Below are 14644 nucleotides of genomic sequence, written 5' to 3'. Positions count from 1 at the left end.
ACAGTGATCGCCGGTTCGCGCCGGCGATCTCAAGCATCAGGCGGTAACTATCTCTAGTCGGGGGAATCCGCTATGAAGATCAGCCACTACTTCGAGTTCGAGGACCACGTCACCGGCGGGATTCACGAATCCGTCGTCCACCAGCGAAAGATGCTGGACCGACTGGCGGTAGAGTATACGATCGAGCCGACGCTCGACGTCGACGTGTTCCACTGCAATCTCATGGGGCCTCGGTCCGTCTGGTACGCAAAGCGGGCCCGTTCTCAGGGCGTGCCCGTCATCGCGAACACGCACGTGACCGCGGAGGATTTCGGGGACAGTTTCCGGTTTACTAACGCCCTCGCGAAACCGCTGCACCCCTATCTCCGGTGGGCTTACGGGCTGGCCGACGCACTGGTCTGTCCGTCGGAATACAACCGAAAGCTGATCGAAACCTACACCGACACGCCGCCGACGGTTATCTCGAACGGCGTCGATCGCGAGAAACTTGATGGGTTCGAGTCGCTCGAGGCCGAGTACCGCGAGCGGTACGATCTCAGCTCGCCGACCGTCTTCCTCGTCGGCCACGTCATCAAGCGCAAGGGCCTCGAGACGTTCGTCGAACTGGCGCGTCGGCTGCCGAACCTGGATTTCGCGTGGTTCGGTCCGCTGGATCTCTCCCTGAAGGGGCGAGAGACGACGACCCTGATCGAGGAGGCCCCGGACAACTGCACGTTCACCGGCTTCGTCGACGATATCCGTGGTGCATACGCAGCGGGCGACATCTTTTGTTTCCCCACACACGAGGAAAACGAGGGGATCGCGCTGCTCGAGGCGATGACCGCCGGCAAACCCCTTCTCGTCCGGGATATCGAGACGTTCTCCTGGCTCGAGGATGGGGAGGAGTGTCTGAAGGTGGCCGACTCGGGGGTGAGCGGGTTCGCGGACGCGCTCGAGCGGCTCAAAGACCCGGCACTCCGGAACCGGCTCGGAACGAACGCGGCCCATCGGAGCGAGGAATTCTCGCTGTCGATGGTCGCGAACCGATACCAGTCGCTGTACGAGGAGGTGGCCTAAATGAAAATCGGATTCTTCACGGACAGCTATTTTCCCGAGATAGATGGCGTAACGTATACGATCAAGCTCTGGCGCGAGGAGTTAGAACGGAAAGGCCACGAGGTGTACGTCGTCTACCCCGATGGCGACTACGAGCCCGGTGATCGCGAGTTCCCCGTCAGATCGCTGCCGAACCCGTTCTACGCCGGCTATCGGATCCCGCTCACCAGACGCACGTCAACGCTTCCCGAACTCGATGTCGTCCACTGTCACGGCCCCGCACCGATCGGCATCCTCGGCCGGTACTACGCCTGGAAACACGATCTGCCGACGATTTATACGCATCACACGCCCCTCGAGGAGTACTTCCACCAGAGTATCAAACTCGAGTCAATCGCGGGACTGCTCTCGAAGCTGTACGTTCCCGGCGAGAACGCCTTTCTCCGAAGCTTCGACGTGGTAACCGCCTCGACGGAGCGAATCGAACGGGACGTGGAACACGTCCAGTTACCGGTCGGGATCGACATGGACTTCTTCCAGTCGACCGAGGAGGACTGGTATCCCGACCGGACGGTGATCGGCTACAGCGGCCGGCTCAGCATGGAGAAAACGTCAACGAAATCCTCCGGGTCGCCGAGGAGTTGCCGACGTACGACTTCGTCATCGTCGGCGAAGGTCCCTATCGTGACTCCCTCGAACGGAACGCACCGGATAACGTTGAACTCCGTGATTTCCTCCCCGCGAGGAGCTTCCGATCTTTTACTCCTCGATCGACGCCTTCGTCACCGCCTCGACTGCCGACACGCTCGGCCTCTCGACGCTCGAGGCCAACGCCTGCGGGACACCCGTTGCGGCCACCGACGCGCCGCCGTTCAACCACACGATCGGTTCCGACAACGGCGAGCGCTTCGCCTACGGCGACCTCGACTCGATGGTTGAGGCTATCGAGACGTGTCTGACGACCGAGCGAGAGACCAGAGCGGCCGTCGAACGCTATTCGGTCGGCTACACCATGGACCACCTCGAGCAACTGTACCACAACGTGCCGCTCTCGAGGGACGAGGCCGCGACGGAAGTCGAGAGCCCGTGGCGGTTCTCCGAGGAAGAGCGGAGTTGAGGAGCGACTGATCCGCGACTGCTCACCATTCGATTCTCTGGATACGTCGACGACCGGTCGGTCCGTCAGACCTCGGTGACATACCCCTCGTCAGTGGACGTGTCTTTCACGGTACAGCACCATCCGAGAATTGAACCAGAACAACCTCGATACGGGACCCCGTCCCTCCGTCTGTGATGATCCATACGAAACGACTACTCGTCGCCGGACTGGTCGCGCTACTGCTGGTCGGTGCCGTCGGACCGACCGTCGCTCACGAGAGCCAGAACGTCGCCGGAAACGAAGTGACCTTCGGCGGGGCGGACGAACCACTAATCACCGACGAGCGGATGTGGCTCGAGTTCGAGATCGTCGACGCGGAGTCGGGCGAACCCGCTGAGAACCTCTCCGAGAACCTGACCGTCTCGGTCCAGACGGCCGACCACGAGAAGACGGCGCTCGAGGTCAGCGAAAAGCACGGCGAACCGGGCGTATACGAAGCGCCAGTCGTCTTTACCGAAGCGGGCGACTATGTCGTCCACTTGGAAGGGACCATTGACGGGGAAGCCGTTCACACGCACTTTGAGAAGACGGTCCACGACCGCGCAGACCTTGAGTACCCCAGTGACGGCTCCCAGTCCAATGTCAACAGTGGCGAGTCACAGTCCGACGAGAACGAAACCCAAGCAGCCGGATTCGTATCGGGTACCACCGTCGCCGTTGCCGTCGGTGCAGTCGGGCTCGCCGCGGCGGGTGTGACGGTCCTCTTGCGCCGACGATAACAGCGATACGACCCTTCCGTCTGCGGAGTCCGTCACCGCCGCTTTGAAACCCGACCAGCGAGTGGTCGACGGTCTGGTAGCGTCCATGCACAGTCAGTTAGCAATTATATGACTCACTGGCCACTAGTACCGATATGAGCGATCCGTTCGTCGTCGTCGGCGGTGACGCAGCGGGGATGTCCGCAGCAAGCAAGGCCAGACGCGACGATCCCGACCGCGACATCGTCGTCTTTGAGAAGGGCGAGTGGGTATCTTACGGTGCCTGTGGGCTCCCCTACTACGTCAAAGGAGAGATCCAGTCGCTCGAGGAGCTCGTCTCAGTCACGCCCGAGGAGTTCCGCGAGGAGCGTGATATCGATCTCCGGACGGGCCACGAGGTCGTCGATATCGATACCGACGAGCGGACGGTCACCGCCGAGACCGAGTCCGGGTCGGTCGTCCAGCCGTACGGCCACCTATTGATCGCGACCGGTTCAGAAGCGGTGGTGCCGCCGATCGACGGCGTCGACCGCGAGGGCGTGTACACGCTCGGCTCGATGAGCGACGGCAAGGAACTGCGCGAGTACGTCGCCAGAGCGCGCGACGGCGAGGACCTCCAGCAGCCCGACCGAGGGCCGGCCTGTCGATACCTCGAGGACTGTACCGGCCCCGTCGGTGTCGTCGGCGGCGGCTACATCGGTATCGAGATGGCAGAGGCGCTGGCGGCGAACGGGTTCGAGGTGAACCTCTTCCAGCGCGGCGACCGCGTCCTGAAGGGGTTCAGCGACGAAACGAGCGAGTACGTCGCCGATCACCTCCGAGAGGAGGACGTCGCGCTCCATCTCGGTGCCGAGGTTCGGGAACTGTCGGGCGGGGAGCGGGTCGAGGCGGTCGTCACTGCAGACGACCGAATCGAAGTCGAGATGGTGCTGATCGGAACCGGCGTTCGTCCGCGGACGGATCTCGCCGAAGACGCCAGGATCGAACTCGGCAAAACTGGGGCAATCGCCACCGACGCCTATCGCGAGACGAGCGCGCCGAACGTCTATGCGGCGGGCGACTGCGCCGAGGCCACGCACGTCGTCACTGGTGAACCGGCGTACGTCCCGCTGGCGCTGACCGCCAACCGACACGGCCGCGCGGTCGGGCAGACGGTCACCGGGACGCCGACCAAGGGCGGCGGTATCGCCGGCACGGCAGCAGTCAAGGCCTTCGACGTTGAGGCCGTCCGAACCGGTATTCTGGACCCCGAGGAGGCCCGCGATGCTGGGTTCGATCCGGTGACCGAGACGGTAACGGCGAAATCGCGTGCGGGCTACTATCCCGACGGCGGGAACGTTACCGTCACGCTGACCGCCGATCGCGACTCCGAGCGCATCCTCGGTGCGAGCCTCGTCAGCGAGTACGGCGAGGGTGCGGTCCACCGGAGTCACGCCATCGTTGCGGGACTTGAGGCCGAAGCCACCGTTACCGACGTGGAGAACTACGACCTCGCGTACGCGCCGCCGTTCAATTCCACGTGGGATCCGATCTTGGTCGCCGCGAAGGTGCTCTCCGGGAGGATGCGAGGGACCAGCTCTGATCCATGAGCTACTCCTCAATCGAATTCCGGCGGGATCGACGCAAATGACGGAACGGGACCGACAACTACCAAGTGGCTCTCCCACGATAGATCGAAACCTCATGACTGACGACAGCGACTCGCTCGAGGAGGTCGACCGACTGTGACCAACGGGCGTCTCTCACGCATCCGAACCCGGATACAGGACCGTCTCGAGGGGCTTCGCTGGTGGGTCGCCTTACGAGTCGGCGGCGCGCCGCGATGTGCAGAGTGCGGTGACGAGGCGGCGTGGATTGCCGAAGCGGAGGCCGAGCCGCGCTGTTTCAAACACATTCCGAGCGAGGGAATGGATGCGATACGGGACGTCGAACCCGAGGACTGCTTCACTGACTGGGACGAGACGTCCGCCGACGCCTGATCGGGCTCACGATTGTCTTCGCGGTGAACACAGATCACGACAGCGTTGCCGTTTCAGTTGACTCCGCGGGACCTCTTCGAGAACGGAATCGGCAGGATTCGGCCGACTTTACCTAGGTATCTTGTGTCGGCTCGAGTAGCCGAAATCGCGAGCCGTGCTATTCGTACCGATGGAACATTTGTCGGGTGCCCGTCGAAGACTCACTGGAATTCAGCCGTTCGCGACCGTTCTGATAGATGTTATGAAAGTTTGCTCCGGTCAGAATTTCGAAATAGTGGCCCCATCTGTGTTAATTCAAAAAATTAATTATTGGATGATAGTAATGATCCGAGGAATGCAACGACGAACGCTGTTGGCGGGGGGTGGGACCGTACTCTCGGCGTTGGTTGCTGGCTGCGCAGCCGACGAGATCAAAGACATCGATGGTGGCACACGCGATGAGTCGGATGGAAATGGCGGAGAGTTTATCGGATCAGCTGACGATCGCCGCGGCACAGCACACCGGCGAACGCAACTTCATCGTTGAGCTCGTCCCGGACGACGGAAGCTTCGAGGAGATCCTGGTCAACCAGATCGGGAGATATGCCGGCGCGACGGCAGCGCTCGTCGGCGAAGGTGCGTACCAGCTGTCCGTCGAGGCCGACGGTGATTGGGAGATCGAACTCTCCCAGCCGCGGCCGGACGGTGGCGAATCGCTCCCCTTCGAGTGGGAAGGTGAGGGTACGAACGTCTACGGCCCGGTCGCGTTCGACGGCTCGCACACGATCGGGGCAGCGCACAACGGCCAGCGGAACTTCATCGTCGAGATCTACCCACCGCATGGGGACTTCCCCGAGATCGCGGTCAACGAGATCGGGCAGTACGAGGGAACGACGACGTTCCGTCACTCTGGCGTCGGCTTCATCGCCGTCCAGGCTGACGGCAACTGGACGATGCGAATCGAGTAAAAGAAGTCGCTGTTTCTATTTGCCGATCACGGCGCTGTCGGCACACTTGAGTACGACGTCCTCGACAGGTTCGCGACCAACCGGCACTCACTGCTCACCGCAGCGAGTGTACTCGATCCGCATATGCTCGCCATCGGCGAGTGGCTCGAAGACGAGCTTCCGAGCACGACCGTTGACGCCGCGCCAGCAGACATCGAATCCGCGGTCGGTCATCGCGACCACCGCGGTTCGCTGCTACAGTGCTCGCCGAGTTCGCCAGCAACATTCTCCGGTCCGAAGGCCGCCGGCACGGGTTCGGCGCCGATCGCGAAGGCAACCCGTCGGATGTGCTTGCACCGACGGTTGCGATACTCGAAGTCTCGACACTCGCAGGCCTCGAGCCACGTATCGACGAGGTATTCCGACCCTAAATGAGAGACAACGCTGTACTGGCCATTGCAGCCACGGACGCGGCTGACGTCTTCGCGAACGGTCAGATATTGGGAGAGTGTACGCCCATCAGATTACATTACTCCGGTTCGGAAACGCTCTCAGATTGATTAGCCGTCGAATCCGTGAGTTTCGGTCTCGTCGTTCCCTATTATCTCCAACAGCATTTATGGAATAAATTTATATATGTGAGTATAATAGTCTTAGATTCGATGACAGAAGAAAACACTGATGGAAGAAGAGTTAATAACAAATCAAACCGAAGGTCAGTATTGAAATCTATCGGTGCTGGCGGCGCAATTCCGTTATTCGCTATGCAAACAGGAACTGCAGCAGAAAGTGATTGTGACGCTGAGCCATATTGGGCAGGAGATGGTAATGAATATCTTTACGATGATTTTGATTATGCAGATGAACATGTTAAAACAGGTGGTCTAATTGATGGAGCGTCTCCCTATGCATATCCTTGCCACATAGATAGTGGGATAGGTGTCAAGAAATACGATAACGATTCTGGTGATGTAATGTTCCGTGTAGGGATCTCTGGATACGGGTATCCTGATGAGTGTTATAGTGGTGGACCGACTTGTAATGGTGTGGACTATCATGGGGCGTCGATTGATGTCCAGACTGGTTCTCTCTATGCATCACTGAACTCTAACAAGATTTTAGTGTGGCCAGAGATAGACGATTCCTCTAATTCCAGTGTCCTCGCAGACATGGCCTGGACAGCAATTAAAGATACTGTTACGGCTGGTCTTACTACGATTTCTCCATATGCGAACTATCCGATCATCGCAGCAGACGTAATGGCATCCGGTGTCTTTAACAATGATGATTGTATGGTTGATGACAATTATGTGGAATATGTATTCGATCATACCAGTTTGGGCTGTAATTCGGAAACTACTAAGAAGTCAAAGTATGCCGGCCATTTTGTAGATGTGCAAATTGATCCAGTTAACCAATCAGCTTATCGACCCAAGCAGGCTACATTAGAACTGACTCAATATGTTAACTATAGTAGAGACGACTATTTCAATAACGTAACTACCGGTGATCAAACAGCCCTAGTCCAAGAAGAATATAAAATTACTTCGGCATCAATAAGGACACAATCCACCACACGTAGAGAACTCTCTGATGATGAAATCAAAGAAATGGATTTCCCAGATCACTTTAAAGAAGGCGGATCAATCTATGTTGATTCCGGTGGAAGTATAGAAAAAATTTCAGAGAACAAGGGCAACTAAGACAAATTTACCACTTATCATCTCTTATCCAAGGTAATAGGGTTGAAGTTTAAATTAGACACTAAATAGTATCTTCCAACACATATGTTCCTTCGTGGTCCTTATTAGTATGTAATATCTTTATTTCATTTATGTCTATATCTCTGTAAATAATATCACACATATAGTTGACACTGCCAGAACAACCAATTCCATCATTTTGCGAGTCGTGGGGACCAATTTCACATGCTATCGAATCGTCTGATGATGGTCCGTAAATAGAAGATCGTAGTTCTTGTCCTTCTCCAATACCACTTATAATTCCATCTACGACAATTTGCCCGTCTGATGGTTGATTAACTTCAGCTCGGTCTTCTGTTTCGTCACAAAGTTCGTTTGTCTCCTGTAGTCTAGATGAAACAGTCACCTCATTTTCACTTTCTAAGAAGTACATCCAGATGTTCCGACAACGATTGAAACTATTCCGAGGATGAGATTCCGTCTACGCATGTTAAATACATTCTTGTTCGCCATTATAAAAATTGCTTAAACTGCTCATGCTTATCGAGGGGTAATCCAATTGTGTGGAGTTGGATAGCGACGTCGCTCGCACGATCGCCTGCGACCACTATACGCGGGTTCAAGACAAACGCGGACAATCGGGCTCTACCTCCGCGAGAAGTGCAAGATGGAGAATCGGCCTGTGACGACCGGCCAGTCCGAGTTCGCGACCGCACGACTCCCGCCCGCCGACGGCGAGACGATCGCGGAGCCGCCGGCCTCGAGCAACGACGTCGGCGCCGTTGGTGCAGCCGAGTGCTCCGCAGAACGGGCCACCGTGGCCGTCGGTTGCGGAACTCACGCTGCGACACCTCTGTTACTCGAGGATAAATCAGATGACGCTGTACAGTCCTGAACCGGCGTTCTCGAGGCGTCTACCGCGCTGGTATCAGGAGTAGAGTGCCCACTCGAGGGGGTTCTTACGTGGGCATGTGAAGAATTTGATGAGTGCCCGGGGAGGGCTCCGAACCCTCGATCTCCGCATGTCCCAGGTCCGAGGCTCGGCAGTCCTCGAGGGACACGGAGGCTTCCAAGGCGAAACCGCACCGAATCTCTGAACCCTATGAGTGCGGCGCTATGTCCAGCTAAGCCACCCGGGCTCGATTACGAGTAGTGTGGTGTGTTTCTTTAAGCTTTGTATTCGGAGTCGCTATGCAACGTGGACCCACGGATTTATCACACGGTATTACGAACTCGGCTGCATGAGCGTTCCCGGTATCGTCCAGTCTACTCTCGATGGCGAGGAGATCGCGGCGCGAGTCTCTCTTGGCAGTGACGACGAACTCTTCATCACCCCCACGAGGACGATCGTCTATCGCGCCGACGGGCTCCTGAGCGACGAATCGGCAGACGAATTCCCCCACGACGCCGACCGGCTGACCATTTCCGAGGGCCGACGCAAGACGAAATTCACTCTCGAGTACGCCCTCGACGGCGAGCAAACCTTTACAGTTCCCGGCGGGAAGACCGACGACGTGCTTCACCCCGTCCTCGCTGGCGTATTGAATGGGAACGGGATCTCCGACCCGGGCGAGACGGTCGTCAAGACCTACCGCTTTAGCGAGTTAACGCTCATCATCACGAGCGATCGACTCGTCAAGCACATCGGCGGTGCGGTTTGGGACGGGGATTACGAGGAGTATCACTTCGGCGACGTGACCAATCTGGATTTCGAGGACGGGAGCGTCGCCACGCAGATCGTCCTCACGGCCAACGGTCGGCCCCAGCGGATCAAGGCCCCGAACGAGCAGGCGAACGACCTCCGGGAACGGCTCAAGCGGGCGCTGTTCGACTACCACGACGTCGGCTCGCTCGAGGAACTCAACGAAGCGGTCGGTGAGGACGACGAGTCGGCAGCCAGTAGCGAGGGTTCGGTCGACTTCGGCGGCGGTGTGGATCCGCTCGATGCCGACCCGCCCAAACCCGACGATCACGACGTAAACGCCGAGCCGACGACTGGTGCGGGGAGTACGGGGTCGTCCGACCCGCTCGCGAACGGTGGCAGAGACGATACTGCGGCCGCTGACACCCATTCGGCGACGACGGGAACCGACGGGAGCGATAGCCAGTCGGCCCGGTCGACATCACGAACAGCGTCGGCGACCGACGACCACACGCCCGACCGTGACGACGACACGACAGCGGCCACGGAGGCAGAGACGGGATCGGTTTTCGAGGCCGCCGAGACGGATGCGTCGGCAGCCGGCGATGCCGTCGCGGCGGACTCGGACCCGAACGGCTCGGCGGTCGCGACCGAGACAGATCCCGAACTCCTCGAGCGACTTGACTCGCTCGAGGCCGCGGTCGACCGCCAGAGCGAGGTCATCGAGCAACAACAGCAGACGATCGAGCAGTTGATCGCGGAACTCCGGCAGGGTCGCTAGCCGTCCCGGCCGGTCACTTTTCGAATACACGAGGAGCCGAAGGGGCCGAGTTCTCCGGCCTCAAGTTTAATGAAGTGGCCAGTCGAGAGGCTGGAGCCACAGCGCCGACAAGAGAACTCCCCGTCTTTCGTGATGACGTCCTGCTCGAAGCGAACGTACTGGCGGCTCTTCGGACGGATGATACCGTCGTCGCGCTCGATGATGCCGCGGAGTTCGGCCTCGTCGAGGATCGTCCGCGTCACCGTCGGATCGCTCGTGACCGTCTCGATCCGGTCGACGGCATCGGCCAGCGAGAGCGATTCGTGCTCGAGGTGGGCGAGCAATGCCAAACCGAGTGCGACGCGGTCGTCGTCGGCCTCGAGGTCGGGGTGGCCGTTGGCTCCAGTTCGATCACCGTCGTGGTCCATCGATCTGTGCTGTCGGCTCGGTGCGAATAAACGTTGTTGCTCTCGAGATCAATCGACATGATTCCGAGAGAGAAGAACGCCGACGGCCGTTCCCACGCGGTGGGAATCCGCCGGTCGTTGATACCCTCGCTCCACTGCAATCCAAGCGAAGGAATCACACGGCCGGGGCATGGACTCCGGCGGAGAGAGACCAATGAGTCAGACGACCGTCGATACGGCTGCCGAGGGATCGACCCGGAACGGAGAGCGCGACATCACTCCCGAGCGACGGGGGTCGGAGTGTCCGGAATGCGCAGGCTCGATCCGTCATGATGAGGAACACGGCGAGCGAGCGTGTGCGGAGTGTGGACTCGTCCTCGACACGGACGCGATCGATTACGGCCCTGAATGGCGAAACCTCGACGACGACGGTGAGGGCCGACGGGTCGGGCCGCCGGTATCGTCGATCAGACACGACAAGGGTCTGAGTACGACGATCGGCTGGCGAGACGAAGACGCATACGGCAACCGGGTTTCGGGACGCAAGCGCGAACGGCTCCAGCGGTTGCGGACCTGGAACGAGCGGTTCACCTCGAAGAACGCACAGGAACGAAACCTGAAACAGGCCTTCGGCGAGATCGAACGCATGGCGTCGGCGCTCGGCCTGCCGGAGCCGTGTCGTGAAACGGCTGGCGTCCTGTACCGTCGTGCCGTCGACGAGGGGCTGTTACCCGGTCGGTCAATCGAGGCGATGGCGACCGCTTGCCTATACGCAGCCGCCCGGCAACACGGCACCCCTCGGACGCTCGTCGTGTTCGAATCGGTGAGTCGCGTCGAGAAACTCCCCGTCCAGCGGGCGTATCGGTACCTCTCGAGCGAGTTGGGCTTACGGATCGAACCCGCCGATCCGATCCACTATCTCCCCCAGTACGCATCCGAACTCGAGGTGAGTGATGACGCCGAACGGCTGGCTCGGAAGATCCTCGAGGCGGCTAAGGCCCGCGGCCTCCACAGCGGGCGGAGTCCTGCCGGGTTGGCGGCGGCGGCGATCTACGGTGCGGCGCGGCTGACGAACGAACGAGTCACGCAGGCGACCGTCGGCGAGGAGACCGGCGTCAGTTCGGTGACGGTCAGGAACCGGTACCGAGAACTCTTAGACGCCTACGAGGAGGTTCGGGACCGTCAATGAGCCGTGACGAACTCGAGGAGACGATACTCGAGACGCTCGCCGATGAGGGTCCATCCTACGTCGTCGATCTCGCCGCAGTAATTGACGAACACCCGGTTGCAGTCGACCATGCATGCGAACGGCTTCACGACGAGGACGCGACTCGATCGATTGGCTGCCGTCGGTACGATATTACTGCCGCCGGGTATCGACGACTCGACGATGTGCGACCGGCAACCGGCGGCTCGGACGGTCGGGCGGGGACGGAAAGGCGGACCTGATATCGCCACGACTGTCTCGGCGGTAGTCGCAGTGGGGGTAACGGTCACAGTGTTCCGGTGTATCGCCGTCCAACAGACCGAAATTGCCGCAGTGAAAATTGTTTTCGTTCAAGTCTGGTCCGAGGTCAGCCCTCGTAGCCGGCGTACTCCATGAGATCCGCGAAGACGTCGGTGTCCATGGCATCGCGGTAGACGATGCCGTTGACCATTCCGCCGGGATAGGACTCCCCGTTCATCGCGTGGTTGACCTTGTGACAGTGCATGAGGTAGATGCCGGGGTCGGCGTTGGCCTCGAACTCGACGGTGTGGCGTTCCGCGGGGGCGATGTTGGTAACGTCCTGTTCGTACTGGGCCGCCTCGGGGATCTGGCCGCCGTCTTTCTCGACGAGACGGAACCGGTGGTTGTGCGTGTGCATCGGGTGGGACATGTAGCCCGCGTTGACCATATGGAGGCGGACGGTGTCGCCGTGATCGACGATGATCGGCGACCCCTCCTCGGGGTGGAGCGTTCGCGGGAGGCTCTTTCCGTTGATCGTGAACACGTCTGGGTTGCGATTGCGGGGACTGTAGTCGACGTCCTCGCCGGCGAACTGCCGGTTCACGCGGGAGTCCCAGTCCTTCAGCGTGAAGAAGTACTCCTTGTCCGCGGGCTCGTATCCCTTCGGATCAACACGGAAAATGCCGTACATCCCCATGTCGATGTGGCGATGGGTCTGGTAGTGGCAGTGGTAGAGGTGGGTCCCCGGGACGTTCGCCGGAATCGTGTAGGTGTGTTTCTCGCCAGGGTTGACCATGATGCCCGTCGTCGTAGGCACGCCGTCGTTCTCCCAAGTCTTCCGCGCGCCGTGGAAGTGCAGCGTGTGGGGGTGGTTGTTGCCCGTATTGTCCAACGTCACTTCCATATCGTTGCCCTCGGTCGTCCGGAGGATCGGCCCGGGAACGCTCGGTTTCCCGTCGTCGGCCTTGAACGCCCAGACCTGCGGGAGTTCCACCGGACCCCCCCATCGAGTCCATCGGGTGAACGGCGTGTTGGGCCGTCACCGACTGCAACGTCACGCTGCCGCCCTGCTCGTTGACCTGCACGACCTCCGGGGAACTCGTCCACGGGAATGCGGGTTCCGACGAATCCGACGACCCCTCGGACGGCTCCTCCGGCTGCGAGTCCTGTTGCGTCCCCCACTCGTACAACCGGCCAGGCCGGTCAGTGCCGCTGCCCCACCGGTCGCAGCAACGAATTCGCGTCGCGATACCCCCAGTCCGGGTGCACCGATTCGATCACTCATGACAACTGGTCCTACGAAGGGCCGGTGTATAACGAGAGAAGGCGGTTTTTACGAATCGGGAAGTCTCGAGAACATGTTCCGAGTTACTATTTAAATGGTCTCGCACAGTAGCCGACCAGCGGGACGCGATCGCGAGCAGCTTCCAATGAATGGTCGACGTCGCCTATCGATACGGCCCACGGCGCATTGGACGGCTCTCGAGTTCGAGCGAGACGGTCCGTTCGGAGCCGTTACGAACGATCGTCAGGTCGACAGTTTCGCCCGGCCGCGTCTCGAGGGCCAGATACCGTCCCAGATCTTCTTCGGTCGGTAGCTCCGTGCCATCGATCGCGAGGATGACGTCCCCGCCGACCGGGAGCCGCCCGTGGTCGCCGTAACGCGCATCGTCGCTGGGCTCGAGGATCCTCGCTGCGGGACCGCCATCGACGACTTCGACGACGAGCAGGCCGCGCGATTCCGCAAGATCGTTGGCCGTCGCGATGTCGGGCGTCACGTCGGTAACGGAGACGCCCGTGTAGGCGTGATCGTAGTCACCGGTCTCGACGAGTTCCGAGACGACGCGTTCGGTCAGCGCCGCGGAGATGCCGAAGGCGATGTTGTCCCCGCCGCCCGAGTTGATGACCGCCGCGACGCGACCGTCGAGGGTCAGTAGCGGGCCACCGCTGTTGCCGGGGTTGACCGCGGCGTCGGTCTGGATCGCGTCGGGGATGCTGTACCCAGTCGGTGCCGGGATCGATCGGTCGGTCCCGCTGACGATCCCCGTTGTGACCGTTCCCTCAAGATCGAACGGGTTCCCGATCGCAACGACTTCTTGCCCAACACGCGGTTGGTCGTCGACGAACGGGATCGGCGTCGCGGACGACGGTACGTCGTCGATCGCGACTGCAGCCAGATCGCTGTGTGGGTCTGTTCCGACGACCGTTCCCGACCGCCACTGCCCCTCGTTGAACCGTACATCGACCGCGGTCGATCGGCCGATGACGTGGGCGTTCGTGACGATATGTGCGTCATCGAAGACGAACCCGGTGCCCCGTCCCTGTGCCGTCCGAATCATGACGACCGAGTCGATCACCTCCTCGTAGACCGACGCATACGTAGTGTCGGCCGTCACGGAAGCCGATTCGTTCTGTGTGTCGTCAGTCGATTCCGGATCCGATGGGTTCGGGTTTGCAGTATAGCCGACAAGCCCGGCGATCAGTACGCTGCTGCTATACCTGAGCAACTGTCTCCAGGTAGCAGTCATTGGTTCGTTCGAACCTTTCGACTCGACCGGCATATATATTAGTAAAACAGACAGTCAGAGTGGTAGTCATAATGCCGTTCGGGGCGGTCAGCGGTCCGAACACAGCTCGAGGGTCGCTACCCGACCTAGATCGTCTTCCAATTGACGAACTCACGCATACCCTCCAGTGCGAGTTCGCGGCCGTCACTCGAGTCATTGACGCCGCCGAAGGGAACTCGCGGGTCGGACTTGACGAGCTGGGTGACGGAGACACGGCCGACGTCGGTCTCCCAGGCCAGTCACTCGCCGCGGTCGCGATCGGCCTCCTCGCGCTCGCGGATCGGCCGCTCGCGCCAATCCGTACCGGTCTCGGTCGTCCGC

The 14644-nt window shown here is 60.1% G+C and carries 15 protein-coding genes, 1 tRNA gene and 3 pseudogenes; 11 read left to right on the top strand and 8 right to left on the bottom strand.

Annotated elements, in window-relative coordinates; all coding sequences use genetic code 11:
- The first annotated feature begins 72 nt into the window (after positions 1-72).
- From K6I40_RS10175 to K6I40_RS10150, 6 genes and pseudogenes are all read left to right on the top strand, one after another.
- On the top strand, positions 73-1056 hold the full coding sequence (locus K6I40_RS10175; protein ID WP_222918905.1) for a glycosyltransferase family 4 protein: 984 nt from the start codon (positions 73-75) through the stop codon (positions 1054-1056).
- A pseudogene (locus K6I40_RS10170) lies at positions 1057-2152 on the top strand (glycosyltransferase).
- A 176-nt stretch (positions 2153-2328) separates the two neighbouring features.
- Entirely contained in the window at positions 2329-2913 is a 585-nt protein-coding gene (locus K6I40_RS10165; protein WP_255681953.1) for a FixH family protein, read from the top strand.
- 134 nt (positions 2914-3047) lie between these two features.
- Positions 3048-4481, top strand: coding sequence for an FAD-dependent oxidoreductase (locus K6I40_RS10160; protein ID WP_222918904.1), 1434 nt, complete (start codon positions 3048-3050; stop codon positions 4479-4481).
- 135 nt (positions 4482-4616) lie between these two features.
- Positions 4617-4871: a hypothetical protein gene (locus K6I40_RS10155; RefSeq protein ID WP_222918903.1), complete on the top strand. Its 255-nt coding sequence runs from the start codon at positions 4617-4619 to the stop codon at positions 4869-4871.
- 437 nt (positions 4872-5308) lie between these two features.
- Positions 5309-5818 carry a hypothetical protein gene (locus K6I40_RS10150; RefSeq protein ID WP_222918902.1) on the top strand — a complete coding sequence of 170 codons (510 nt, stop codon included), beginning with the start codon at positions 5309-5311 and terminating at the stop codon, positions 5816-5818.
- 87 nt (positions 5819-5905) lie between these two features.
- On the opposite strand, the gene K6I40_RS28360 is transcribed toward K6I40_RS10150, so the two are convergent.
- Entirely contained in the window at positions 5906-6031 is a 126-nt protein-coding gene (locus K6I40_RS28360; protein WP_255681952.1) for a hypothetical protein, read from the bottom strand.
- Entirely contained in the window at positions 6028-6294 is a 267-nt protein-coding gene (locus K6I40_RS10145) for an SWIM zinc finger family protein (protein ID WP_222920332.1), read from the bottom strand. The genes K6I40_RS28360 and K6I40_RS10145 overlap by 4 nt, the downstream gene beginning before the upstream one ends.
- Positions 6295-6459: 165 nt before the next feature.
- Between K6I40_RS10145 and K6I40_RS10140 the strand changes: the two genes are divergently transcribed.
- Complete coding sequence (locus K6I40_RS10140; protein WP_222918901.1) at positions 6460-7500, top strand: hypothetical protein; 1041 nt, start codon at positions 6460-6462, stop codon at positions 7498-7500.
- 61 nt (positions 7501-7561) lie between these two features.
- Here the strand turns inward: K6I40_RS10140 and K6I40_RS10135 are convergent, their stop codons facing one another.
- Positions 7562-7933, bottom strand: a complete 372-nt coding sequence (locus tag K6I40_RS10135; RefSeq protein WP_222918900.1) for a hypothetical protein — start codon at positions 7931-7933, stop codon at positions 7562-7564.
- A gap of 234 nt (positions 7934-8167) precedes the next feature.
- Here K6I40_RS10135 and K6I40_RS10130 point away from each other — a divergent pair, with 234 nt between their 5' ends.
- Positions 8168-8395: a hypothetical protein gene (locus K6I40_RS10130; protein ID WP_222918899.1), complete on the top strand. Its 228-nt coding sequence runs from the start codon at positions 8168-8170 to the stop codon at positions 8393-8395.
- Between the two features lie 93 nt (positions 8396-8488).
- On the opposite strand, the gene K6I40_RS10125 is transcribed toward K6I40_RS10130, so the two are convergent.
- Positions 8489-8639, bottom strand: a tRNA-Met gene (locus K6I40_RS10125).
- A 102-nt stretch (positions 8640-8741) separates the two neighbouring features.
- Here K6I40_RS10125 and K6I40_RS10120 point away from each other — a divergent pair.
- Positions 8742-9923 (top strand): hypothetical protein, encoded by a 1182-nt coding sequence (locus K6I40_RS10120; protein WP_222918898.1) that lies wholly within the window; start codon positions 8742-8744, stop codon positions 9921-9923.
- Here the strand turns inward: K6I40_RS10120 and K6I40_RS10115 are convergent.
- A complete protein-coding gene (locus K6I40_RS10115) occupies positions 9920-10330 on the bottom strand; it encodes a DUF5830 family protein (protein ID WP_222918897.1) in 411 nt (136 codons plus the stop codon). The genes K6I40_RS10120 and K6I40_RS10115 overlap by 4 nt on opposite strands.
- 193 nt (positions 10331-10523) lie before the next feature.
- Between K6I40_RS10115 and K6I40_RS10110 the strand changes: the two genes are divergently transcribed.
- A complete protein-coding gene (locus tag K6I40_RS10110; RefSeq protein ID WP_222918896.1) occupies positions 10524-11498 on the top strand; it encodes a TFIIB-type zinc ribbon-containing protein in 975 nt (324 codons plus the stop codon).
- On the top strand, positions 11495-11758 hold the full coding sequence (locus K6I40_RS10105) for a MarR family transcriptional regulator (RefSeq protein ID WP_222918895.1): 264 nt from the start codon (positions 11495-11497) through the stop codon (positions 11756-11758). Before K6I40_RS10110 ends, K6I40_RS10105 begins: the two co-directional genes overlap by 4 nt.
- Positions 11759-11883: 125 nt before the next feature.
- Here the strand turns inward: K6I40_RS10105 and K6I40_RS10100 are convergent.
- From K6I40_RS10100 to K6I40_RS28355, 3 genes and pseudogenes are all read right to left on the bottom strand, one after another.
- Positions 11884-13041, bottom strand: a pseudogene (locus tag K6I40_RS10100) (multicopper oxidase domain-containing protein).
- Between the two features lie 163 nt (positions 13042-13204).
- Entirely contained in the window at positions 13205-14284 is a 1080-nt protein-coding gene (locus K6I40_RS10095) for a trypsin-like peptidase domain-containing protein (RefSeq protein WP_222918894.1), read from the bottom strand.
- A gap of 125 nt (positions 14285-14409) precedes the next feature.
- A pseudogene (locus K6I40_RS28355) lies at positions 14410-14583 on the bottom strand (aldehyde dehydrogenase family protein); the annotation flags it as partial.
- Positions 14584-14644 lie beyond the last annotated feature (61 nt).

It is taken from the genome of Natrinema sp. SYSU A 869, assembly GCF_019879105.1.
Classification (GTDB): domain Archaea; phylum Halobacteriota; class Halobacteria; order Halobacteriales; family Natrialbaceae; genus Natrinema.
This window is presented reverse-complemented; position numbering and strand designations above follow the sequence as displayed.

Bases quoted from the DNA above. Each gene is read 5' to 3' on its own strand.
- K6I40_RS10175 (WP_222918905.1), top strand. From the start codon at position 73: ATGAAGATCAGCCACTACTTCGAGTTCGAGGACCACGTCACCGGCGGG.
- K6I40_RS10165 (WP_255681953.1), top strand. From the start codon at position 2,329: ATGATCCATACGAAACGACTACTCGTCGCCGGACTGGTCGCGCTACTG.
- K6I40_RS10160 (WP_222918904.1), top strand. From the start codon at position 3,048: ATGAGCGATCCGTTCGTCGTCGTCGGCGGTGACGCAGCGGGGATGTCC.
- K6I40_RS10150 (WP_222918902.1), top strand. From the start codon at position 5,309: ATGAGTCGGATGGAAATGGCGGAGAGTTTATCGGATCAGCTGACGATC.
- K6I40_RS28360 (WP_255681952.1), bottom strand. From the start codon at position 6,031: ATGACCGACCGCGGATTCGATGTCTGCTGGCGCGGCGTCAACGGTCGT.
- K6I40_RS10140 (WP_222918901.1), top strand. From the start codon at position 6,460: ATGACAGAAGAAAACACTGATGGAAGAAGAGTTAATAACAAATCAAAC.
- K6I40_RS10135 (WP_222918900.1), bottom strand. From the start codon at position 7,933: ATGTACTTCTTAGAAAGTGAAAATGAGGTGACTGTTTCATCTAGACTA.
- K6I40_RS10130 (WP_222918899.1), top strand. From the start codon at position 8,168: ATGGAGAATCGGCCTGTGACGACCGGCCAGTCCGAGTTCGCGACCGCA.
- K6I40_RS10120 (WP_222918898.1), top strand. From the start codon at position 8,742: ATGAGCGTTCCCGGTATCGTCCAGTCTACTCTCGATGGCGAGGAGATC.
- K6I40_RS10115 (WP_222918897.1), bottom strand. From the start codon at position 10,330: ATGGACCACGACGGTGATCGAACTGGAGCCAACGGCCACCCCGACCTC.
- K6I40_RS10110 (WP_222918896.1), top strand. From the start codon at position 10,524: ATGAGTCAGACGACCGTCGATACGGCTGCCGAGGGATCGACCCGGAAC.
- K6I40_RS10105 (WP_222918895.1), top strand. From the start codon at position 11,495: ATGAGCCGTGACGAACTCGAGGAGACGATACTCGAGACGCTCGCCGAT.
- K6I40_RS10095 (WP_222918894.1), bottom strand. From the start codon at position 14,284: ATGACTGCTACCTGGAGACAGTTGCTCAGGTATAGCAGCAGCGTACTG.